This is a genomic window from Mycobacterium sp. 852002-51163_SCH5372311, from assembly GCF_001667115.1.
In the GTDB taxonomy this organism is placed as follows: domain Bacteria; phylum Actinomycetota; class Actinomycetes; order Mycobacteriales; family Mycobacteriaceae; genus Mycobacterium.
Genome location: NZ_LZIJ01000032.1, coordinates 1 through 19,880 on the forward strand (window position 1 = coordinate 1; position 19,880 = coordinate 19,880).

The following is a 19,880-nucleotide window of genomic DNA, read 5'->3' on the forward strand; positions in this document are numbered from 1 at the left end:
GCGGTGGGTTTCGCGGTCCGCCGGAACTTTTCCTGCGGCGACGGGGTAGGGCCGTGATGTCCAGCCCGATCAAGGGCACGCTGCCGCTCGATGCGTGGCCGTCGGCGCTGAGGGCTTCGGCCAAAGAGGTCGCCGAGAACATCATGATCGTCGACCTGGTGCGCAATGACCTTGGGCGAGTGGCCATTACCGGCACGGTCACCGTGCCCGAACTGCTGGTGGTGCGCCGCGCGCCGGGCGTATGGCACCTGGTGTCCACGGTGTCCGCGCAGGTTCCGGCCGAGCTTCCGACGTCGGCGTTGCTGGAGGCCGCCTTTCCGCCGGCCTCGGTTACCGGGACACCGAAACTGCGTGCTCGTCAGCTTATTTCGCAGTGGGAGCCGCAGCGTCGCGGGATATACTGCGGCACAGTAGGTTTGGCTTCTCCGATAGCCGGGTGCGAGCTGAACGTCGCGATCCGCACAGTCGAATTCGACACTGCGGGCAACGCCGTGCTCGGGGTCGGCGGCGGCATCACCGCCGACTCCGATCCCGACGCCGAATGGGAGGAATGCCTGCACAAGGCGGCTCCCATCGTCGAACAGCCGACCGCTGCGGCCGTCGGCTGATCCGTCGCCGGCTTTGCGCGTGAATCCTGGGCTTTGCGCGTGAATCCCGGGCTTTGCAGGTGAATCCTGGGCGGAACTTCGCGCCGATTCGCGCCCTGTATTCACACCGAAAGCCGCGGATTCACACCGAAAGCCGTCAGTTCACATTCAACGCGCAAAGGCGCCCTCGCAGGGGGATACTGCCGTCCATGCATCCCACGGCTGACCAAACTTCAGTCGTGTTCCTCGCGTGATCGCAACACCGCGTCATAAAGCTGGCGGGTACGGACCTCCGAATGCCGGCCGGCGACCAAACTGCAGGCGTCCTTGATACGGACGCCACCGGCTACCAGCTCCTCCACCTGTTCGACCAGCGAATCCACCAGGGCGGACAGGTCGGCGTGCGGCAGCGCCCCGCCCAACACGACCGTGATCTCGCCGAGCACGCCGTCGGCTGCCCACTCGGCCAGCTCGTCAAGCGATCCGCGAACGACCTCCTCGTGCACCTTGGTCAGCTCCCGGCAAACCGCCGCCCGACGTGCACCCCCCAGCTGCTCGACGGCGTCACGCAGGCAGGCGGTCAACCGCCGCGGCGATTCGAAGAAGACACAGGTCCGCGACTCGTCGGCCAGGGACGCCAGCCAGGTTCGGCGCGCCGATTTCTTGCGCGGGGCAAAGCCCTCGAAGCAGAACTTCTCCGCCGGCAGACCGGAAACGGCCAGCGCGGTGATCACCGCGGACGGTCCAGGCAGACACTGCACGGGCAGTCCGGCATCCGCGCACGCGACGACCAGCCGGTAGCCGGGGTCGCTGATCACCGGCATTCCGGCGTCGCTTACCACCAGCACCGTCGCGCCGGATTCGATCGCGGGCAGCAGGGATGCGGCCCGGGCCTCCTCCACCCGGTCGAACAGGCTGACCACCCGGCCGGTGATCGTGACGTCGAGCGCCTTGGCCAGGTTTCGCACTCGCCGGGTGTCCTCGGCGGCCACCACGTCGGCCTGCGCCAGCGCATCGATCAGCCGTGGCGAGGCATCAGCGGGCTGGCCCAACGGGGTCGCGGCGAGCAACAGGCGGCCATGGGTCATGACGGACAGCCTACGATCGACGTGATGACCGCCCCGCCCCAAGAAATGCCTGACGTCGTGCAGGAGCGCGTCATCCCCGTCGTCAGCCCCGGACCGGTGGTTCCGGTCGCCGATTTCGGGCCGGTGGATCGGATGCGCGGCTGGATCGTCACGGCCGTGGTCGCGCTGCTCGGGGTGATAACCCGCTTTCTGAACCTGGGCTCGCCGACCGATGCCGGCACGCCCATCTTCGACGAGAAGCACTACGCGCCGCAGGCGTGGCAGGTGTTGCACAACCATTGGGTCGAGGACAACCCCGGCTACGGTCTCGTCGTCCATCCCCCGGTCGGCAAGCAACTCATTACGCTTGGCGAGGCGATCTTCGGCTACAACGGAGTGGGCTGGCGGTTCACCGGCGCGGTGCTCGGCGTCGTGCTGGTGGTGCTGGTGACACGAATCGTGCGGCGGATCAGCCGCTCGACGCTGATCGGTGGTATCGCCGGGGTGCTGCTCGTCTGCGACGGCGTCAGCTTTGTCGCCGCGCGGACCGCACTGCTCGACGGATTCATTACGTTCCTTGTGGTCGCGGCGTTCGGAGCGCTCATCGTCGACCGCGATCAGGTCCGGCAACGGATGCACGTCGCGCTGCTGGAAGGCCGTATCGCGGAGACCACATGGGGACCGCGACTCGGCGTGCGCTGGTGGCGTTTCGGCGCCGGGGTGCTACTCGGATTGGCCTGTGCGACAAAGTGGTCCGGCCTGTACTTCGTACTGTTCTTCGGTGTCATGTCGTTGGCCTTCGACGTGGCCGCGCGCCGTCAGTACCAGGTGCCCAAGCCGTGGGTAGGGGTGTTGGGTCGTGACGTGCCGCCCACCGGTTATGCGTTGGGGCTCATCCCGTTTGCGGTCTACCTGGCCAGCTATGCGGGGTGGTTCGCGTCCGAGACCGCGATCGACCGCCATCAGGTTGGCCAGACCATCGGGCCCAAAAGCGTTGTCCCGCTGCCGGATGCGATTCGCTCGCTTTGGTATTACACCGCGAAAGCCTTCCAATTCCATGCCGGCCTGACGAATTCCGCGGGCAACCACCACCCCTGGGAATCCAAACCGTGGAGCTGGCCGATGTCGTTGCGACCGGTGCTCTACGCCATCGACCAGCAGAACGTTCCCGGCTGTGGCACACAGTCCTGCGTCAAGGCGGAGATGATGGTCGGCACGCCGGCCATGTGGTGGCTGGCGGTACCCGTTCTGCTCTACGCGACGTGGCGAATGCTGGTCCGACGCGACTGGCGCTACGCCGCGGTCTGGGTCGGATACTGCGCGGGGTGGCTGCCCTGGTTCGCCGACATCGACCGGCAGATGTACTTCTTCTATGCGGCGACGATGGCGCCGTTCCTGGTGATGGCCATCGCGCTGATTCTCGGCGACATTCTTTACCCGGTCCATCCCGTCCGGACGCGTCAGAGCGCCGAACGACGCACGTTGGGACTGATCGCCGTGTCGTGCTACGTCGCCTTGGTGGCGACGAACTTCGCGTGGCTGTTTCCAGTGCTCACCGGTCTGCCGATCTCGCAGGAGACTTGGGACATGGAGATCTGGCTGCCCAGCTGGCGCTAATTCACTGCTGCATCGAAACTGCGTCCACGGCGGGCGTTTTGCGCAATCAGGCGCCCTGGGCGCAGTCTCGATACCACCAGCGCAGGCTCGCCACACCTAATCGAGCGGATCGCGGGCCGCTGGGCACGACATACAGCGTGGCCCCCCGCGACCCGTGCCCAATTCGGAGCCCGCGATCGTAAGCACCTCGATACCCGCATCCTCGAGGCGGGTGTTGGTCTGCAGGTTGCGCTCGTAGGCGACGACAACACCGGGCGCCAGTGCCAGGGTGTTGTTGCCGTCGTCCCACTGTTCGCGTTCGGCGACGACGGGGTCCAGGCCGGTGTCGATGACCTGCAACTTGTCGATCCCCATCGCGTTGGCCGCGGCCTCGAGAAAGGGCGCCTCGTCGCTGATGGTCACGCCGTCGGGTGTGCGCTGGATGGTAAACGCCGACAGCGTGTCGACGACGTTGGCGTACATCACCACCGTGTCGGTGTCGACCATCGTGCACACCGTGTCCAGGTGCATCTGCGCGCGCCGCTGCGCGATCGGCACCGCCAGCACGGTACGCGCCAGGTCGTCGTCGAACAGGCTGCGCGCCAACGCTTCCGCACCGGCCGGCGTCGTCCGCTCCCCCACCCCCACCGCGACCACACCCGGGGCCAGCAACAGCACGTCACCACCCTCAACCGGCGCTGTGCGCGACTCGTACGCGCGCCGCACGCCGGTGAACCGTGGGTGGTGGGCGTAGATGAGGTCGGTCAGCGACGCCTCCCGGACCCGAGCCCGCAGCGCCAGCGACGGGATCACCACCCGCGGCCCGATCCAGATCGACGAGTCGCGGGTGAACACCAGGTTCGGCAACGGCTCGATGACGAAATCCCCACCGTGGTGCATGCGCAGCACCAGCGACACGTCGGTCCGGGTGTCCGACGGCAGCTCCTCGAACGTCATGCCGGCCATCAACACATGTGCCAGCGCGGCCGGCTCCAGGCCACGCAGATACACCGAAAGCTCTTGCGCCAACGGTGTTCCGAGCCGGCGCGCATCTACGGCGGCAGCGACTCCCTGCATCCGTGCGGCCCCGCTGTGCTGCAGCGCCTCGGTCAGCAGATCGGACATCAGCAGCACTTCCACGCCGCGGGCACGCAATACCTCGGCGAACTGGTCGTGCTCCTCCTGTGCGCGCGACACCCAGGGCAGCCCGTCGAACAGCAACTGGTCGTTGTTGCGGGGGTTCAGTCGCCGCAGCTCGGCGCCCGGTCGGTGCAGAATGGCGACCCGTAGCACTCCCACTTCGGAATCGGTGCCCAGTTCGACAGGACTCACAGTTAGAACCGTAGCCGCTGGGCCTTGGTCGAGGTTGATCGAACGGATGTGCGATAAGCTGGTCGGCGTGGGGACGGTGATTTCGGGGGCGCAGGGCTCGCTGTTCGAGCACACCGAACGGCGCCAATTAGGAGACGGCGCCTTCGTCGAAATCCGCTCCGGCTGGCTCAACGACGCCGAAGGTCTGCTCGACGAGCTGCTGGCCACGGTGCCTTGGCGAGCCGAACGACGCCAGATGTACGACCGGGTGGTCGACGTGCCGCGCCTGGTGAGTTTTCACGACCTGTCGATCGAAGAACCGCCGCATCCGATGCTGGCCCGGCTGCGCCGGCGACTCAACGACATCTACGGCGCCGAACTGGGTGAGCCGTTCACCACCATCGGGTTGTGCTGCTACCGCGACGGCAACGACAGCGTGGCCTGGCACGGCGACACCATCGGTCGCAGCAGCTCCGAGGACACCATGGTGGCGATTGTCAGCCTCGGCGCCACTCGCACCTTCGCGCTCCGGCGGCGCGGGGGCGGCCCGTCGATGCGGCTGGCGCAGGCGCACGGCGACCTGCTGGTGATGGGCGGATCGTGCCAACGCACCTGGGAACATGCGGTTCCCAAGACGTCGGCGCCGACGGGTACGCGGGTAAGCATCCAGTTCCGCGCGCGCAACGTGCGTTGAAACAGGCTAGCCGCGGATCGCGCTGACCGCCTTGACGAGCAGGTCGCGCGCCCGTTGCGTGTCGACCTTCGCAACCGGCTGATCAGGCACCACAAGCGGATTGGCGATGACGATCACCGTGTAGTCGCCGAACTGGGCGGAGTAGTCGTACAGCTCGCCGGTGCGGGGCCCGCCGGGGATCACCGCCTGCAGGATCCGGTGCACCCCCAATGTGCGCGCACTCTGGATGCGCGGCGCATCGACTACCTCCATGCCGCCACGAACCTGGCCCCCGACGAAGGCGACCTTGGTGCAATCCTTCCCCGGGTCGTTCAACGGCAGTTCCTTCGATGTCTCCACGGCGATGACGACGAACCGGTTGCCGTTGCCCTCGGCAGAGACGGCGGCCATGTTTCCCTGCAGGTCCGGTGGCATGTCCGGCCCGGCAGCAACTTTCGCGCAGTTCGCGGGATCGAATTTCAGTCCGTCGGGCAGTTTGCGGGCAGAGAGCAGCTTGGGGTCGATGGCCCGTTCGGAAATGTCCAGGATCTTGAATTCGGGCCCAAAACTCGACTTGACACCGGTGACCTTGGCGATGTCGGCGTTCGAGGCGGTGTTTGCCTCCGATGAGCAACCGGCGAGCAAGCACACCGCTGCGATCACGAGCACCACCTTGAACATCGGGGCCAATCTACCCAACCCGAGACGCTCAACTGCGTAACGTCGACACCGTTTTGACCAGTAGATCGGCGGCGAATTGTGGTGTCAGCGCAGGAAGTACTGAGCCGGGATCTGTGGTCACCGTGGTGAACGCGTAGTAGTCGCCCAGATAGGCGATGAATGTGTATGTCCGCGAATCGATTTCGGCACCGGACTCGACGGATGTGCGGATGTCGGCCGCCATGCCGACGGTGTCCGCGCCGTCGATGCGCGGTGGGTCGATCAGGTGGACGCCGGCCTCGATGTGCCCGGTGTGACGGTCGATCATGGTCCATTGACCACAGGCGGCGACCAGGGTGTGGTCGGGAGCGACCGGACCGGGCAACGCCGGCAAAGCAACCACCACCGCGTCGACGATGCCGCCCGGGCCCGATCCGGATACGCCCTGCGCTTGGCCGCGCCCGCTGCCGGGGTCGGCCAGCGCCGCGCATTGCGGTGGTTTGCTTGTGACAAGCGCGGCGTCCGCTTTCAGCCCCCAAATCGCTCGGGGCGTGGCCGTACTGGGAATGCTGCTGGTCACCTCATAGCCCGACGGCAGCTCGCGACCCATTCGCTTGATATTTGCGGGGTTGACGCCGCCGCCATGGGTCGACGGGAACGCCGGCGGTGCCACCACCGGCTCCGGCGGCTGAGCACACGAGGCGACCACCAGCGCCGCGCACACAGTCCAGGGGCCAATCCAAAACGGCCGCATGCTCGTTCATATCACGGCAGGCGTGCGCCGGAAGGCGGGTCAGCCGACCGCCTCGATGACCTGTCGGGCAACGCGCCTGATTTGGTCAATCATGTCGCGCCCGAGGTGCAGGTCGCCGGTCCGCGGCACATCGATGACGGTGGTGATGACGCCGACGTCTTCGCGCTCCCAGACCGCGCCGTAGTGGTCCATGATCGTGCGCATGGCCAGGTTGTCGGAGAGCATTCGCGCGGTGAACCTCTTGACTCCGCCGACTCGGGCAGCGACGGACAGCGCCTCAACCAAGAAGCTGCCTATGCCGCGGCCCTGATAGGCGTCGGCGACCAGGAAGGCGATCTCGGCGACCGTCGGATCGCTTTCGTCACGGACGAAGCGCGCGTCGGCCACCGGGTTGCCGTCGTCGGTGACCACCCAGACGAAGTGGTCGACATAGTCGACCTCGGACAGGTAGTGCATCAATGCAGGAGTGGGCACGCGAGCCGTCATGAACCGCCGATACAGCGTCTCGCTGGAGAACTGGACGTGTCCGCGAATGGTCCGCTCGTCGTCACCGGGAAGGACCGGGCGCAGCATCAACTCGGTCCGGTCGCGAACCCGTATCGGGATCGGGGTGATGAATGCCGCCAGCCGCTGGCGCACCGTACGCAGCAGCCGCTCCGCGATTCCGGGGATGTGGACCAGCCGGGCGAAGGCGTCGTCGCCGCCGATCCACCCGGTCAGGGGCTCGGTCGTGGTCACCGTCGCGGTGCGCGGGATGTTGCGCAACAGGGCGATCTCCCCGACGATCATGCCGGGGATAGCGTGCTCGACGATCACCACACCGTCGGCGCCGACGTGCTTGATCTCGGCCGCACCGGATGCGATGAGCAGGAACGATATCGCGTGTTCGCCCTGCTGCATGAGCACTTGGCCGGCCGCGGCCCGCAGCGGCTCGACACTGGCAGCCAGCGGCATCAGGTCCTCGGCGGGGCATCCCTCGAAGATGTCCATCGCCGCGAGTTCTTCCACTCGCGGGCCGGTCAATTCGGCCACTGCGATATACCGGGGTCTCGCGGTGCCCGCACTGCCATGAACCCGCCTTGTTCACGTCCCATCCGCGCCAGGCGCACTGCCCCGCTCACGGTCCGATGCGACTCAGGTTATGGCGTCTGCAGCGGCGGCGGCAAGCAGACCCGTTAGCCTGACAGCAGTTCGGCAGCTTTGAACGAACGAACAAACCGGAATGGACCAGCAATGGATAACAGCCCGCTCGAGTTGACGCGCGCCCTCCTCGACGGAACCGCGGAGTTGAGGCACGGCTTCCTCGACGTGTTGGGCGAATCGACCAGCGCTCCCGCTCCGACGTTCGCGCAGCGGGCCATGAACAGCCCGTTCGTGGCAACGGTGTACGAGCGGCTGTGGCGTCCGGCCTCGTTCTACGTCGCCAGCGGCGTCACCACGGGCGCCGAGCAGCGCCGTGCCGCATCGGCCCTACGGCTTTCGAATGCTCGCAGATTGCTCGATGTCGCTTGCGGCCCAGGTAATTTCACCGGCCCCCTGGCCGCGCAACTGCCCGACGGCGGCCTGGCAGTGGGATTCGACATTTCCGAACCGATGCTGACTCGCGCCGTGCTGGACAACAGCGGGCCGCGGACGTGTTACGTCCGCGGCGATGCCCACATGCTGCCGTTCGACGACGAAACATTCGACGCCGTCTGCTGTTTCGGCGCGCTGTACCTGATGCCCCAACCGTTTCGGGTGGCTCACGAGATGGTTCGGGTACTGCGGCCCGGGGGGCGGATCGCGGTGCTCACCAGTTACGCCGGCCAGCCGGCGCCGATCCGGCGAGTTCTGAAGGCGGGCGCCGGCGTCATCGGCCTCACGATGTTCGACCGGCACGCGTTCGTCGACCTGTTCTCGTCGGCCGGCCTGGTCGACATCGAACAGGAGACGCAGCGGGCGCTTCAGTTCGTCGTCGCGGCAAAGCCCGGTTGAGTCTTTGCCGCCGGGACTGTAGCCACGGCGCGCTTAACGCTCCAACCCGCGCCCTGGACGCAGGATCGGTGCCAGCACCGCAGGCTCGGGTGCCGACCGCCTAGGCCGTCGTCTTGCCCGAAGCGCCAACGGGTTCCACCCGCACCGGCACACCCGTAAGCCACGCCATACCCGACAGCGACTCGACGTCCTGCGGCTCGCTCGACGTCAGCCGGTTAACGTTCGCACCGCCGGCGCGGTTGGCCAATTGCCAAGTGCCGGTGCCCTTGTGACCCCAGCCGTGGGGTACCGCGATCACGCCGGCCATCAGGTCTTTGGTGGTGGTGACGCCGACGGTGATGTCCCCATATGGGGAGGACACCCGCACCAGGTCTCCGTCGGCGACGTGCATGTCTGCCGCGTCGTCGACATGGATCAGCGCGCGATGTTCCCGCTCACCCCGCGTTGACGACGGGCGCATCAACAAGGGCGAGTTGTGCATCCACGAGTTCTCTGATCGCGGCTCACGCATCCCGATCATTCGCAGCGGGTAGCCGTCGGGGTGCACGTCTTGCGAGAGCTTATCTACTTCGGCGGCAATATCCTTGTGTACCAGCTTGATCCGTCGCGACAGATAGGCCACCGCGTCGCGCAGCACATCGGTGCGGATGTGCCGTGCCACGACGACTCCGTGCGGATGCTGTTCACTCAGCCGGTGCAGTGTCAATCCGCCGCGGCGCAGGCCGAAACGATCGCCGCCCTGCGACATCCGGATAAGGGCATCGATCATGATTCGCGGCGACAGCTTTATCCCGAACAGGCTTAGCGCCTTTCGCAGAATCCCGAGTGCCGCGAACGCCGGAACGCTGCGCGAAAGGCGAGCGGCGAGGTCCTCGACAATGTCCCATTCCGGCCGCGCGTCACCCGCCGGTGCGACGACAGCCTCGGTGGCCTGCCGAAACGGTGTGGCCTGGAAGGGCTGGAAGACGAACGGAAAGTCGTCGCGCTCGTACATGGTTGTGACGGGCAGGATGTAGTCGCAGTGTGCAGCGGTTTCGGTGACGTAGAAGTCAAGGGCCACCGAGAGTTTCAGTGTCTTGAAGGCGTTCTCGAGTTCGTCGCCGTTGGGCACCGAGAGGACGGGATTGCCGGCCGAGACGAACATCGCCTTGATCTGGCGATCACCGGGCGTGGTGATCTCCTTCGCCATCAGGGCGGCCGGCTCCGAGCCGATCGTGCTACGGATTCCACCGATGCGTGAGCGCTTTCGATAGGAACGCCGCAGCGCGACGCCCATGATGGTTTTCTGCCATCGCTCGCCCACCGTCTCCATCGAGCCGAAGACCGAGCCGCCCGGTATGTCGAGGTTTCCGGCGACCAGGTTCACCGCGTCGATGAGAAAGTTCGTGAGCGTGCCGTATCGGCCCACGCAGGTGCCGACCCTGCCGTAGACAGCCGCGCGCTGTGTGCCCGCCAACTCGTGCGCAAGCGAGCGGACGCTTCCCGGGTCGATGCCGGTGTGGGCGGCCGTCAGCTCCGGAGTGAACGGTTCACACAATGCCTGCAACCATTCGATCCCGTCGGCCTGCCGGCTCACCCGGACGAGGTCGACGAGGTTGTCGGCGAACATCACCTGCAGCAGGGACAGCAGCAGGAAGGAGTCGGTGTCGGGGACGATGCCCAGCCATTCGAATGCCGCGGCCGTCTCGGTGCGGCGCGGGTCGACGACCACGACGCGTCCCCCGCGCTTGACAACGTCTTGCATGCGGTCTTTGATCCGCGGGGCGGTGAGGAAACTGCCGTGCGAGACAACGGGATTCGCACCCATGAGGACCAAGAGGTCGGTGCGGATCAGGTCGGGGATCGGTACCGAGGTCGGCACACCGTACAGCAATTGGCTTGCGATGAGCCTGCTATTCGTGTCCTGGGAGGACGCGGTGAAGTAGTGCGCGTTGCGCCCAATGCCTTTGATGAACATCAGCGCGGCCAGGGTGTGCGCGTAGCTGAACGCGCCGGGGTTACCCATGTACCAGCCGACTGCTCCCGCACCGTCGGCCCGAAGGATCGTTGTAAGCCGAGCCGCGATATCAGACAGTGCATCGTCCCAACTCACCGGTTCGAAGCCGGTCGGCGTGCGGCGCAGAGGGGTGGTGACGCGGTCGGGGTCGTTGTGCACCTCGGCGAACGCGATGCCCTTCTGACAGGCGAACCCGGATGACAACGGGTGATCTTTGTCCGGACGAAGAGCGACCAATCGCCCGTCCTCGACCGAGGCGATCATGCCGCAGAGCGGTTCACAAATCCGGCAGAACGTCGGCTTCTGCTGCGTCACGGGTGTCACCTGCCACACGATACTGTAAGTTTTACAGTTTCTCTTTCGGAATTAGCTGGGCCGCCTGGCGCCCGCCGCCAATCATGTCGGAATTGTGCCGCACGGCGGCCGATTCAGCTAACTGCGGCCTGCAGCGCGTGACGACACGTGGTCGACTTGGTTCGCGGTCGAATAGCGATTTCCACGCATCGCTTGTAAAAAGACTTCGTCTTCTGGACGAATGTGGGCGAGGTGCGGAGTAGGGTTGGTCCTTCTGGGGACCATTGAGAGAGGCCTGACCTGCAAGTAAGCCCCAATGGCGACATTCATCAGCGCATCGCGGACTTGGCCCGTAACCTGCACAGCAGCCCGCAAGATTCTGCTGACCTCGTGCTGGGGCGCATGGTCGAATATGCGATCAGTGAAATTCCTGGCGCAAAGTACGCCGGTGTCACCCTCGCGAGATCTGCGCGCCATTTAGAAACGCCGGCGACGACTCACCGGTTTCCAGCGCTCCTGGATGTGATCCAGGAACGTCACGGACAAGGCCCTTGTCTGAGCGCGGCCTGGCAGCAACACACCGTCCGCATCGATGACCTCGCCGAGGACCACCGCTGGCCGGCTTATCGGCGCGACGCGCTAAAGGCCACCACGATCAGGTCGATTCTGTCCTTCCGGCTGTTCACCTCGGATCAGACGGTGGGCGCACTGAATGTCTACGCCGACCAACCGCATGCTTTCGACGAGGAGTCCGAGGAGATCGGCTTCGTGTTCGCGACGCACGCTGCGCTGGCGTGGGACACGGTACGCCGCGAAGAGCAGTTCCGCAGTGCGCTGGCGAGCAGAGACCTCATCGGGCAGGCCAAGGGAATCCTGATGGCGCGCTTCGGGATTGACGCGATCCAGGCGTTCGAGCTGTTGAAGCGGGTGTCCCAAGACAGCAATACGCGGCTGGTCGAAGTCGCCCGCAAGCTGACGACAATGCGGAACTTCGACCAACTGATGGGTGACCAGCTCCGGCTCAACTAGCTCCGGAAGGTGCGCCACTGGCCGAAGGTGACGTCTTCACCGTTTACCTGTGTGACCTTCATGTGCGCGGTGTACGGTCCCTCGGGACCAGTGAAGTGACAATCGAATTCGGCCCCGACTTTGGCCTCCACCCCAGAGGGACACTTCACGTCGGTCGGCGTGAAGCCCGACTGCTGCGACACATGCTCGGTGAGAAACTTCGCAGCCATGTCGGGCTTGATCACCGTCTTTGGTCCGCAACCCGCGAGTTCCAGAGCCACCGCAGTGACAAGAAAGGCTGTGGCCAGGCGGGCGCTTGGAGCCTGGGTCATAGCACGAGATTTTGCGCTCGGCGTGTCGATCGCGTCAAGGACCATAAAGATGGCTCCGAATAGCGGTTGGGAGCCAAAGCTTTTCGCTGGTGGTCCTGGAACGCCACTCAACTGTCTCGGTGTCGATTAGCCGGCCAACGCTCCCGGTAGCTTGCTGGGTCAGCGGTCTTGCCAGAAGTTCTTCGAAAGACGGCGACGTTCCTCGCGTGCGCGCTTGTCTGTGAAGTCCTGAATGCCCTGTCTCTCAAGGGGAAATGGCATGAGGGGGACCTCGAAAGCCAAGGCACCAGAAATGTGTATGTCCGCACCCTGGTTCAGGATGAACTTCGTCCGTCGTGTGGTGACCGGATGCTTGGTGAGAATCACCTCCGTCAGCGCGGTGACTTCATTCTCCAGGTCTTCGGGCGAACAGATCCGGTTTGCCAGGTCGTAGCGTTCGGCCGTTTTTGCGGTGAAGAGTGCACCCAGCAGGTTCCATTCTTTTGCTTTGCGACGACCGGCGATGCGCGCCAGACGCGACGTGCCTCCCCATCCCGGTGTGATGTCCCAGTCGATCTCAGGCATGCCCCACCGAGAACGGTCCGTGGCGATCACGAAGTCACACACCAGCGTCAGTTCAAGACCGCCGCCGGTGCAGACCCCGTCAACGGCGGCAATGGTGATCGGCGTGAGGTCCTCGAGGATCTGAACGGTCTCTTGGTATTTGCGCACCTGCCAGTAGGGATCTTCGGGCGTCCAGCTGTTGAACTCGGTGATGTCGTCGCCGGCGCAGAACGTATCGCCTGCGCCGCGCAGGATCAGGACCGCGCATTCGCGGTCGTCCCGCACTTGGCGGACGGCTCGGTTCAGTTCATCGGAGAGTGCCCGATCCAGCGCGTTGTGCACCTCGGGCCGGTTCAGCGTGATCGTGGTGATCGATTCGCGCCGGTCGAAGATCAACTTTTCGTAGCAGTCAGACGTTCCGTCGACTCCCGATTTAGCTTGCATAGCGAGACTCAATCACACACAGTCTCGTTATGCAAGCATTTAGGTAAGATGCCCGTGTGCAGCGGGTGCGGTTGGAGCGCGATTGCTCGGTGTTTCGTGCCGTCGCCGCTGTCGGCGACGCCTGGTCGTGGATGGTGCTACGCGAGGTGCTGTTCGACGGCGTGACTCGTTTCGATGAGTTCCGGTCGCGTCTGGGAATCGCTCGGTCGACGCTGACCGGCAGGCTCGACCAGCTAGTCGCCTCGCAGGTGCTGCAACGTCACGGCGGGGACTACGTGCCGACCGAACGCGGCGACGACTTCATCGGCTGTTTGTTGACGGCAATGCACTGGGGCGACCGGTGGTGCGGCAGCGCTCAAGTGCCGCCCGTCGAGGTCACCCATCTGGGCTGCGGTCGGCAGCTGCATGCGCAAATGACCTGCGCTCAGTGCGGGAAGCCGGTGTTCGCGCGCGACGTCGTATTCGACCGCACACCCGAGCCCATGCGTCGGCCCGAGGGGCAGCTGCGCCGTAACCGGATGCCCGGCTTGGCCCTCCTGGAGCGCAACCGTCCATGCTCGATCGCCCGCACGCTGCAAGTCATCGGTGACTTGTGGAGCGCGCTGATCATCCAGGAGTGTTTCTTCGGGACGCACCGCTTCGACGACTTCCAGCAGCGGCTCTCGATTTCGTCGAACATTTTGTCCCACAGGCTATTTCGACTATCCGAGCTTGGCGTGCTGATTCGTTCCACGACGACCGGAGCACGCCATACCTACGAACTCACCGCTAAGGGCCTTGATCTTTATCCGGTGCCCTTGGCCATGCTCATGTGGGGCGATCGCTGGCTCGCCGAGGGCGATCCCCCGATCGTGCTGGACCACAAAGTCTGCGGCCATCGGCTGCGTGCAGTCCTGACGTGCTCACTTTGCGAAACTTCGGTAGTGCGGGCCGACGTCGAGGTAACCCACGGCTGAGAGGAACTCAACCCGTCAGAGCCAGCCGGTGCGAGCGGCGGCAACCGGCTCGGCCGGGGCGGGTGCCAATGTCCCGTCCCGCACGCCTTCGAGCATCCGCTTCACGACGGCGACAATTTCCGGGGCGGTGGACGCGAGCCCGGTCTTGTCGGCTTCGCTGACCTCGTCGGGATCGACGCCCGCCCGGGTCAGCACGGCGGCTGGGTCGGCCAGCTGACCGGCCAGCCAGGACAACGGGTCAGCGGACAGCTCGTCGACGAAGTGCCGGCGCCCGGGTTCCCAACCGTCGAAACGGGGATGGTGATGGGCCCGGTCCAGCGTCCCGGGTGGACTCTCTGTCGACCCGAAAAGGTCCACTCGCCAGACGGGACGGCCGAAGGCGATCGGGATGCCGGCGTAGATCGACCCCTGGGGCTCGTCGCGGTCGACGAGGCGAAGTTCCAGCCTGACTCCCCGCTCCGGTGTTTCCTGCCCGGAAAGCGGATCCGGGTCGACGAAATACATGTCCCCGACGACTACACCGAGGGTTTCGAATCCGAACGCTGCGAGCATTGCGCGCCTTTCCTTGTGTCTTTCGAGGGTAATCCGCGAGGCAGCGGCATGATGCGGCGCTCGCAAGCTCAGCCGATGTGGCGTTCCGGCACAACACAATACGTGGCGCACGATTTCCTGAAACCGATCAGAGGTTTCAACGGGACCACGTCAGGTTTGGACTTGATCGACGGTCGGAGCCTCCTGGCAATGCCTCGCCGTGCCGGTGCGTGACGGGAGGTCGCTCCACGGAGTTCCCCACCCTGGTCGCGCTCCCGGTCCGGGGGCAATCCCGGTGTCGAGGGCGCGAAGCGGCTGGCCGCAAACGGAACACCTAATTGCGGCCTGGGTGCGCTCGCCACATGAGTTGTGCCGGATGAGCATTGGCTCCCCTTCACTCGAAACCCACCGATCCCCCCACGCCATCAAGGCCAGTAGCACGTCCATCAGCTCCTGACCTTTGTCGGTGAGCAGATACTCATACCGCTCGGGATCGCGCTGGTATGACCTACGCTCGACCACTCCTACGTCGACGAGGGTCTTCAATCGATCGGTGAGCACCTTGCGCGAGATGCTGAGGTTGCGCTGGATGTCGTCGAATCTGTGCCTTCCGAGCCACATGTCACGAATGATCAACGGCGTCCAGGGCTCACCGATGACATCGAGGCTGCGAGCGATAGAACAGGCCATCGTCGAAAAGGAAGTCCGCTGCATAGTTGCTACACCATAGTCGCCTTAGGGAACGGACTTCTGTCAACGGTTGTCGCTGACCGCCCAGAACCCGTGTGTTCCAGCCGCGCGGTTGGCGGCATCTAGCGCCTCGGCGCCGAGTTCATTTGATGCTGGCAATCGGAAGTCTCTCCTGTGCGTCGGCAGGGGTGGGCCGCGGCGGTCAGGCGCAGGACGCCGTCATTTCTCCTCGAGCAGGTCGTGCCGGAGCACGCGAACCTTTCCATGTGGCAGACACGCCACGTATCCGTGGTACTTGCCGTACAACTCCCAGGCGGTGATGTGCTCGTCGGAAGGCACATCAATCCGGTGGGCGTCGGAGAACTCGAGGTGGAGACTGCCATCGTCATTCCAAAGGGCGCGAGTGCATGTGGTCCCCGAGATATCGAACAACGGGCGCTCTTCGTCGCGAGTGGCCATCGGGTCGACGGGCACGACCTCGGCCGGATATGAGCCGACCGGCGGCACGGTCAGGCGCATCGGCACCTTGATAACCAGCTCGTTGTCGTCCTCGAAATTCACCACCAGACCGTCGCGGAACATGATCCGTACGACCGCACATCCTTCGATCCATTCGTGTGTCATGGTTCACCTTTCCCGCACCCTGGTCGGGCAGCGAGATCGGCGCATGCGTCACGTGGGACCGTGGGCAGCCAGTGACGCGCCACCGGGGTCCGCGGAGCAATGCGGTGATCCACTGCTCGTCCTCAGATGCTGCTAAAGGATGTTAGTTCCTTAACGGAACTCTACTCTTTTCGCCATGGTTGCGTAAGCAGGAAGTGTGGGCGTTGGCCGCCACGCACGGAATTGCTCTGCAGGCGCCTATTCGACGCCCAGCTCGCACATAAGCGACTTCACCGACTTCGACTTCTCTCGCGTGTGGGATCCGACAACGCCGGCCGGCTGACTACCCGTGCCGCTTAGCGAACGCTATACCGCCTGACCTGCTCAAACTGTGTGGAGCTAAGGGGATTCGAACCCCTGACCTACTCGATGCGAACGAGTCGCGCTACCAACTGCGCCATAGCCCCTGATCGCTAGCAGGCTACCAGTTCGGCGGCAGCAGCGGCCGCAGCGGCCGCTACTGCCCGACGGCCCTCGGCAGGTCCCTGGGCCAGCCGAAGTTGCGCATCGACACGGTGTCGTCGAGGTGCTCGAAGATCGGGTCCTCGTCGTCGATCTCGAGAACCACCGCGCCGGGGCGGCGCAGTCGCGACGGGACCACCTCGAACTCGCGGTCGTAGGCGTTTTCCACGCCGAGCCGCGCGCGTGCCATCCGCTGCGCACGGCGGCGGCGGATCTTCTCCTCGATCCGTGTCTGCCGGCGCAGGTAACCCAGGTAGAGGACCGTGATGGCGGTCGCGGTGCCACACGCCCACCAGGCCGCCGGCGACACTTCGAACGCCGTAATGGCTGAGCCGACCAATATGACGGCCATCGCCACCAACATGCGTTTGCGGAATGCGTACTTCCGCGCGCTGACGGCCGCGGCGGTCTTCGTGTCGAAGCGGCGGCGTCGGGAGGCGGCCGGCGCGACGGGCGGCGACGACTCCTCGTCGTCCTCCTCGGGCTCCAAACCCGATGAGTCCTCGACGTATTCGTATTCGTCAGCGTCCGGCTCAGCCTCGGCTTCCGGCTCACTCTCCTCAGCGTCCTCGTCGGCTGCCACGGGCTCGACCGCTTCGGCACCGGCCGGCAGCGCCGCTGAATCTTCGACCACGTCGACGTCGAGATAGTCGGGCTCGCCGTCCTCGGCAGCTGCACGTTTCATTACGACCGGCCGCGAATCGTCGACATCCTGCTGTTCGTCCTCGTCTTGCTCCTGGTCCGCGTCGGCGTAGGTCCCGTCAACCGGCTCGTCTTCCCATTCGTCCTCGGGCTTCCAGTCGGGGTTGCTGCGATGGCCGGCCGCGGGACCGCTTCGCTTGAGCAGCCGGGAGCCGGCGCCGCCGTTGAGCACTCGGGTCGCCAAAGCGACATCGCTGGTGCGCCGCACTGCATCCCGTTTGCTGATCAGCATCGGAACCAGCACGAACAGCCAGAGCACCACCAGTGAAATCCACAACAACGACTGCGGGATGCTCGGCATGATGACCAGCTCCTTTCGCGGCGATCCCCCGGCCAGATCCATTGGTGGCCTGTGCGGCAAACGGCAAACGCCCAGGACAATTACACACCTGTAATTTGCCCATTACAAGCACCAAGAGTCACTCGTGTCACGCCAGCCACACGTCGCAGCGGCATGCCCCGTGAGACGGCTCAACAATGTGATAAGCGCCTGCTGCTGCGCGCCCCATCCGTCACATTCATCCCACCAGTCACGGGAAAGCTCGGGTGTGTCGGCTCACAGATGTGCTAGCGCGGGCGCTAGCACTTTCCAGAAACGATTGCGCCAGCCGCACCGGTGCTGAAGTGACACCTGTGACTCCGGGGGTGAGGCTCAAAACCGGTCACGCCCAACTGGCATGACCGGCACGGACCAGGCTCGACGTCACCGATCCGTACACCTCTTCGACGGTGATGGCCATCAGCAAATGGTCCCGCCAGGCCCGGTCGACCTCGAGGTAGCGGCGCAGCAGACCCTCTTCGCGAAACCCGACCTTTGCCAGCACGGCCCGACTGGCGGCATTCTCCGGGCGAACGGTGGCCTCAACGCGGTGCAGCATGACCGGACCGAAGCAGTGGTCGAGACCCAGCGCCAGCGCGCCGGTTGCTACCCCGCCGCCGGTCGCCGATTTGGTGACCCAGTAGCCGATCCACGCCGACCGCAACGCCCCGTGGACGACATTTCCAATGGTCAACTGACCGCAGAACTGTCCGTCGAGCTCGATCACATACGGCAACATGCGACCCTTGTTGGCCTCCGACCGCAGGCTCGAACACACCGCGGGCCACGCGGCCAGGGCATGCCGGACGGTCCAATCGCCGTCCGTGCTGGGCTCCCAAGGCTCGAGGTGGGCCCGGTCGGCCAACCGGGTGCGGCTCCACTTCACGCCGTCGCGCATCCGCACCGCGCGCAACCGGATCACTCCGGCCGTGACGCGCAGCGGTCCGACGGACTGCGGCCAGCCCGGATGTCGAGAGTTGTCACGAAAGAGGTTCACGGGGGTGTGCCGTAGCCCAGCTCAGCCGCGCTGAGCCAGAAATGCGACGTCGACGATCTCTCCGGTGCGGATCTGTTCAGCGCCGGTGGGGACGACGACCAGGCAATTCGCCTCGGCAAGAGTGGCCAGCAAGTGCGATGACGCTCCCGGCGCCCCGCCGAGTGCCTGGACCAGGTACTCGCCGGTGTCCTGATCGCGCATCAGCTGGCCGCGCAGATAGCCTTTGCGGCCGGCCACCGACGTGATCGGCGACAGCGTGCGAGCCTGCACAATCCGGCGCATCGGCTGCCGCTTGCCCAGTGACAGCCGGATCAGCGGCCGCACCATTACCTCGAAGACCACCAGGGCACTCACCGGATTGGCCGGCAGCAGAAATGTCGGCACACCCTCGCGTCCCAGCTGCCCGAAGCCCTGCACCGAACCGGGATGCATGGCGACGCGCGCCACCTCCATCTCGCCGAGTTCGGACAGCACCGCGCGCACCGCCTCGGCGGCCGCCCCTCCGACCGCGCCGGCGATCACCACGATCTCGGCGCGGTTGAGCTGACCCTCGACGATCTCGCCGAGCTCCTTGGGTTTGTTGCTGACGATGCCGACCCGGTTCACCTCCGCGCCGGCATCCCGGCCCGCGGCCGCCAAAGCGTGTGAGTTGACGTCATACACCTGCCCGTTGCCCGGTGTCCGCGAGATATCGACGAGCTCGCCGCCGACGGCCATGACCGACAGCCGTGGCCGGGGATGCACCAGGACCCGTTCACGCCCCACCGCGGCCAGCAGCCCCACCTGGGCCGCGCCGATAATTGTCCCGGCGCGCACGGCAACGTCGCCGGGCTGGACGTCGTCGCCGGTGCGCCGCACATAGGCGCCCGATGGCGCACCGCGCAGGATCCGCACCCGCGACATACCGCCGTCGGTCCAGCGCAATGGCAGGACCGCATCGGCGAGCGTCGGCAACGGCGCGCCCGTCTGCACGCGGGCGGCCTGCCGTGGCTGCAGCCTGCTCGGGGTGCGCGAACCTGCCTCGATCGTGCCCATCACCGGCAGCGTGACCGCGTTGGACCCGTCGGCGTCCTCGGCGTCCGGGTCGACGGCCCCGTCGATGCTGGAAACCCCCGATTCACCGACGCCGAGCACGTCGACGCTGCGCACCGCATAGCCGTCGATCGCGGCCTGGTCGAAGCCCGGCAGCGGCCGTTCGGTCACCACTTCTTCGGCGCACATCAGCCCTTGGGCCTCCGCGATGGCAACGCGAATCGGCCTGGGCGCCACCGCGGCGGCAGATATTCGGGCCTGCTGCTCCTCAACAGATCGCACAAGCGCG

General features: G+C 65.5%; 20 protein-coding genes and 1 tRNA gene. 6 read left to right on the forward strand and 15 right to left on the reverse strand.

Features of this window, described 5'->3' with window-relative positions:
* On the forward strand, positions 1 to 608 hold a 608-nt coding region (locus A5791_RS04590), incomplete at its 5' end, for an aminodeoxychorismate synthase component I (protein WP_156660999.1).
* A 212-nt stretch (positions 609 to 820) separates the two neighbouring features.
* Here the strand turns inward: A5791_RS04590 and rsmI are convergent.
* A complete protein-coding gene (gene rsmI, locus A5791_RS04595; RefSeq protein ID WP_067231858.1) occupies positions 821 to 1,675 on the reverse strand; it encodes a 16S rRNA (cytidine(1402)-2'-O)-methyltransferase in 855 nt (284 codons plus the stop codon).
* A 24-nt stretch (positions 1,676 to 1,699) separates the two neighbouring features.
* Here rsmI and A5791_RS04600 point away from each other — a divergent pair, with 24 nt between their 5' ends.
* Complete coding sequence (locus A5791_RS04600) at positions 1,700 to 3,271, forward strand: dolichyl-phosphate-mannose--protein mannosyltransferase (RefSeq protein WP_067231861.1); 1,572 nt, start codon at positions 1,700 to 1,702, stop codon at positions 3,269 to 3,271.
* Positions 3,272 to 3,367: 96 nt separating this feature from the next.
* Here the strand turns inward: A5791_RS04600 and arcA are convergent, their stop codons facing one another.
* On the reverse strand, positions 3,368 to 4,582 hold the full coding sequence (arcA, locus tag A5791_RS04605; protein ID WP_067231864.1) for an arginine deiminase: 1,215 nt from the start codon (positions 4,580 to 4,582) through the stop codon (positions 3,368 to 3,370).
* Between the two features lie 46 nt (positions 4,583 to 4,628).
* Here arcA and A5791_RS04610 point away from each other — a divergent pair, with 46 nt between their 5' ends.
* Positions 4,629 to 5,255, forward strand: a complete 627-nt coding sequence (locus A5791_RS04610; RefSeq protein WP_067231867.1) for an alpha-ketoglutarate-dependent dioxygenase AlkB — start codon at positions 4,629 to 4,631, stop codon at positions 5,253 to 5,255.
* Positions 5,256 to 5,261: 6 nt separating this feature from the next.
* Here A5791_RS04610 and A5791_RS04615 read toward each other — a convergent pair whose 3' ends face one another.
* From A5791_RS04615 to A5791_RS04625, 3 genes are read right to left on the reverse strand one after another with little or no spacing between them, the layout of a single operon-like run.
* Positions 5,262 to 5,915, reverse strand: coding sequence for a DUF5642 family protein (locus A5791_RS04615; RefSeq protein ID WP_067231870.1), 654 nt, complete (start codon positions 5,913 to 5,915; stop codon positions 5,262 to 5,264).
* A gap of 28 nt (positions 5,916 to 5,943) precedes the next feature.
* A complete protein-coding gene (locus A5791_RS04620; protein ID WP_067231875.1) occupies positions 5,944 to 6,648 on the reverse strand; it encodes a DUF5642 family protein in 705 nt (234 codons plus the stop codon).
* Positions 6,649 to 6,687: 39 nt separating this feature from the next.
* The gene (locus A5791_RS04625) at positions 6,688 to 7,638 is read right to left on the reverse strand and encodes a GNAT family N-acetyltransferase (protein ID WP_156661001.1); all 951 of its coding nucleotides are present in this window, start codon (positions 7,636 to 7,638) and stop codon (positions 6,688 to 6,690) included.
* A gap of 243 nt (positions 7,639 to 7,881) precedes the next feature.
* Between A5791_RS04625 and A5791_RS04630 the strand changes: the two genes are divergently transcribed.
* Positions 7,882 to 8,622, forward strand: a complete 741-nt coding sequence (locus A5791_RS04630; RefSeq protein WP_067231881.1) for a class I SAM-dependent methyltransferase — start codon at positions 7,882 to 7,884, stop codon at positions 8,620 to 8,622.
* A gap of 100 nt (positions 8,623 to 8,722) precedes the next feature.
* Here the strand turns inward: A5791_RS04630 and A5791_RS04635 are convergent, their stop codons facing one another.
* Entirely contained in the window at positions 8,723 to 10,882 is a 2,160-nt protein-coding gene (locus A5791_RS04635) for a molybdopterin-dependent oxidoreductase (protein WP_369828015.1), read from the reverse strand.
* 432 nt (positions 10,883 to 11,314) lie between these two features.
* Here A5791_RS04635 and A5791_RS04640 point away from each other — a divergent pair, with 432 nt between their 5' ends.
* Positions 11,315 to 11,941, forward strand: a complete 627-nt coding sequence (locus A5791_RS04640) for a GAF and ANTAR domain-containing protein (protein ID WP_197504597.1) — start codon at positions 11,315 to 11,317, stop codon at positions 11,939 to 11,941.
* Here the strand turns inward: A5791_RS04640 and A5791_RS04645 are convergent.
* Positions 11,938 to 12,252: a DUF4333 domain-containing protein gene (locus A5791_RS04645; RefSeq protein WP_067231888.1), complete on the reverse strand. Its 315-nt coding sequence runs from the start codon at positions 12,250 to 12,252 to the stop codon at positions 11,938 to 11,940. The two genes, A5791_RS04640 and A5791_RS04645, sit on opposite strands and share 4 nt — an antisense overlap.
* A gap of 159 nt (positions 12,253 to 12,411) precedes the next feature.
* Positions 12,412 to 13,239, reverse strand: coding sequence for an enoyl-CoA hydratase/isomerase family protein (locus A5791_RS04650; RefSeq protein WP_067231891.1), 828 nt, complete (start codon positions 13,237 to 13,239; stop codon positions 12,412 to 12,414).
* 56 nt (positions 13,240 to 13,295) lie between these two features.
* Here A5791_RS04650 and A5791_RS04655 point away from each other — a divergent pair, with 56 nt between their 5' ends.
* Entirely contained in the window at positions 13,296 to 14,195 is a 900-nt protein-coding gene (locus tag A5791_RS04655) for a helix-turn-helix domain-containing protein (RefSeq protein ID WP_067231895.1), read from the forward strand.
* A gap of 15 nt (positions 14,196 to 14,210) precedes the next feature.
* Here the strand turns inward: A5791_RS04655 and A5791_RS04660 are convergent, their stop codons facing one another.
* The 7 genes from A5791_RS04660 to glp form a co-directional block, all read right to left on the reverse strand.
* The gene (locus A5791_RS04660; RefSeq protein ID WP_067231898.1) at positions 14,211 to 14,747 is read right to left on the reverse strand and encodes a hypothetical protein; all 537 of its coding nucleotides are present in this window, start codon (positions 14,745 to 14,747) and stop codon (positions 14,211 to 14,213) included.
* Between the two features lie 150 nt (positions 14,748 to 14,897).
* Entirely contained in the window at positions 14,898 to 15,440 is a 543-nt protein-coding gene (locus tag A5791_RS04665) for a helix-turn-helix domain-containing protein (protein WP_082966741.1), read from the reverse strand.
* Between the two features lie 195 nt (positions 15,441 to 15,635).
* The gene (locus tag A5791_RS04670; protein WP_067231904.1) at positions 15,636 to 16,040 is read right to left on the reverse strand and encodes a DUF6188 family protein; all 405 of its coding nucleotides are present in this window, start codon (positions 16,038 to 16,040) and stop codon (positions 15,636 to 15,638) included.
* 373 nt (positions 16,041 to 16,413) lie between these two features.
* Positions 16,414 to 16,486 (reverse strand) — tRNA-Ala (locus tag A5791_RS04675).
* A gap of 50 nt (positions 16,487 to 16,536) precedes the next feature.
* The gene (gene glpR / locus A5791_RS04680) at positions 16,537 to 17,544 is read right to left on the reverse strand and encodes a gephyrin-like molybdotransferase receptor GlpR (RefSeq protein ID WP_156661000.1); all 1,008 of its coding nucleotides are present in this window, start codon (positions 17,542 to 17,544) and stop codon (positions 16,537 to 16,539) included.
* A 361-nt stretch (positions 17,545 to 17,905) separates the two neighbouring features.
* Entirely contained in the window at positions 17,906 to 18,559 is a 654-nt protein-coding gene (locus A5791_RS04685) for a GNAT family N-acetyltransferase (protein ID WP_067231910.1), read from the reverse strand.
* A gap of 21 nt (positions 18,560 to 18,580) precedes the next feature.
* The gene (glp, locus tag A5791_RS04690; RefSeq protein WP_067231913.1) at positions 18,581 to 19,873 is read right to left on the reverse strand and encodes a gephyrin-like molybdotransferase Glp; all 1,293 of its coding nucleotides are present in this window, start codon (positions 19,871 to 19,873) and stop codon (positions 18,581 to 18,583) included.
* Positions 19,874 to 19,880: the final 7 nt, after the last annotated feature.

Coding starts and splice junctions, on each gene's coding strand:
- rsmI (WP_067231858.1), bottom strand. CDS start 1,675: ATGACCCATGGCCGCCTGTTGCTCGCCGCGACCCCGTTGGGCCAGCCC.
- A5791_RS04600 (WP_067231861.1), top strand. CDS start 1,700: ATGACCGCCCCGCCCCAAGAAATGCCTGACGTCGTGCAGGAGCGCGTC.
- A5791_RS04610 (WP_067231867.1), top strand. CDS start 4,629: ATGTGCGATAAGCTGGTCGGCGTGGGGACGGTGATTTCGGGGGCGCAG.
- A5791_RS04615 (WP_067231870.1), bottom strand. CDS start 5,915: ATGTTCAAGGTGGTGCTCGTGATCGCAGCGGTGTGCTTGCTCGCCGGT.
- A5791_RS04620 (WP_067231875.1), bottom strand. CDS start 6,648: ATGCGGCCGTTTTGGATTGGCCCCTGGACTGTGTGCGCGGCGCTGGTG.
- A5791_RS04625 (WP_156661001.1), bottom strand. CDS start 7,638: ATGGACATCTTCGAGGGATGCCCCGCCGAGGACCTGATGCCGCTGGCT.
- A5791_RS04630 (WP_067231881.1), top strand. CDS start 7,882: ATGGATAACAGCCCGCTCGAGTTGACGCGCGCCCTCCTCGACGGAACC.
- A5791_RS04635 (WP_369828015.1), bottom strand. CDS start 10,882: ATGATCGCCTCGGTCGAGGACGGGCGATTGGTCGCTCTTCGTCCGGAC.
- A5791_RS04640 (WP_197504597.1), top strand. CDS start 11,315: ATGGTCGAATATGCGATCAGTGAAATTCCTGGCGCAAAGTACGCCGGT.
- A5791_RS04645 (WP_067231888.1), bottom strand. CDS start 12,252: ATGACCCAGGCTCCAAGCGCCCGCCTGGCCACAGCCTTTCTTGTCACT.
- A5791_RS04650 (WP_067231891.1), bottom strand. CDS start 13,239: ATGCAAGCTAAATCGGGAGTCGACGGAACGTCTGACTGCTACGAAAAG.
- A5791_RS04660 (WP_067231898.1), bottom strand. CDS start 14,747: ATGCTCGCAGCGTTCGGATTCGAAACCCTCGGTGTAGTCGTCGGGGAC.
- A5791_RS04665 (WP_082966741.1), bottom strand. CDS start 15,440: ATGCAGCGGACTTCCTTTTCGACGATGGCCTGTTCTATCGCTCGCAGC.
- A5791_RS04670 (WP_067231904.1), bottom strand. CDS start 16,040: ATGACACACGAATGGATCGAAGGATGTGCGGTCGTACGGATCATGTTC.
- glpR (WP_156661000.1), bottom strand. CDS start 17,544: ATGCCGAGCATCCCGCAGTCGTTGTTGTGGATTTCACTGGTGGTGCTC.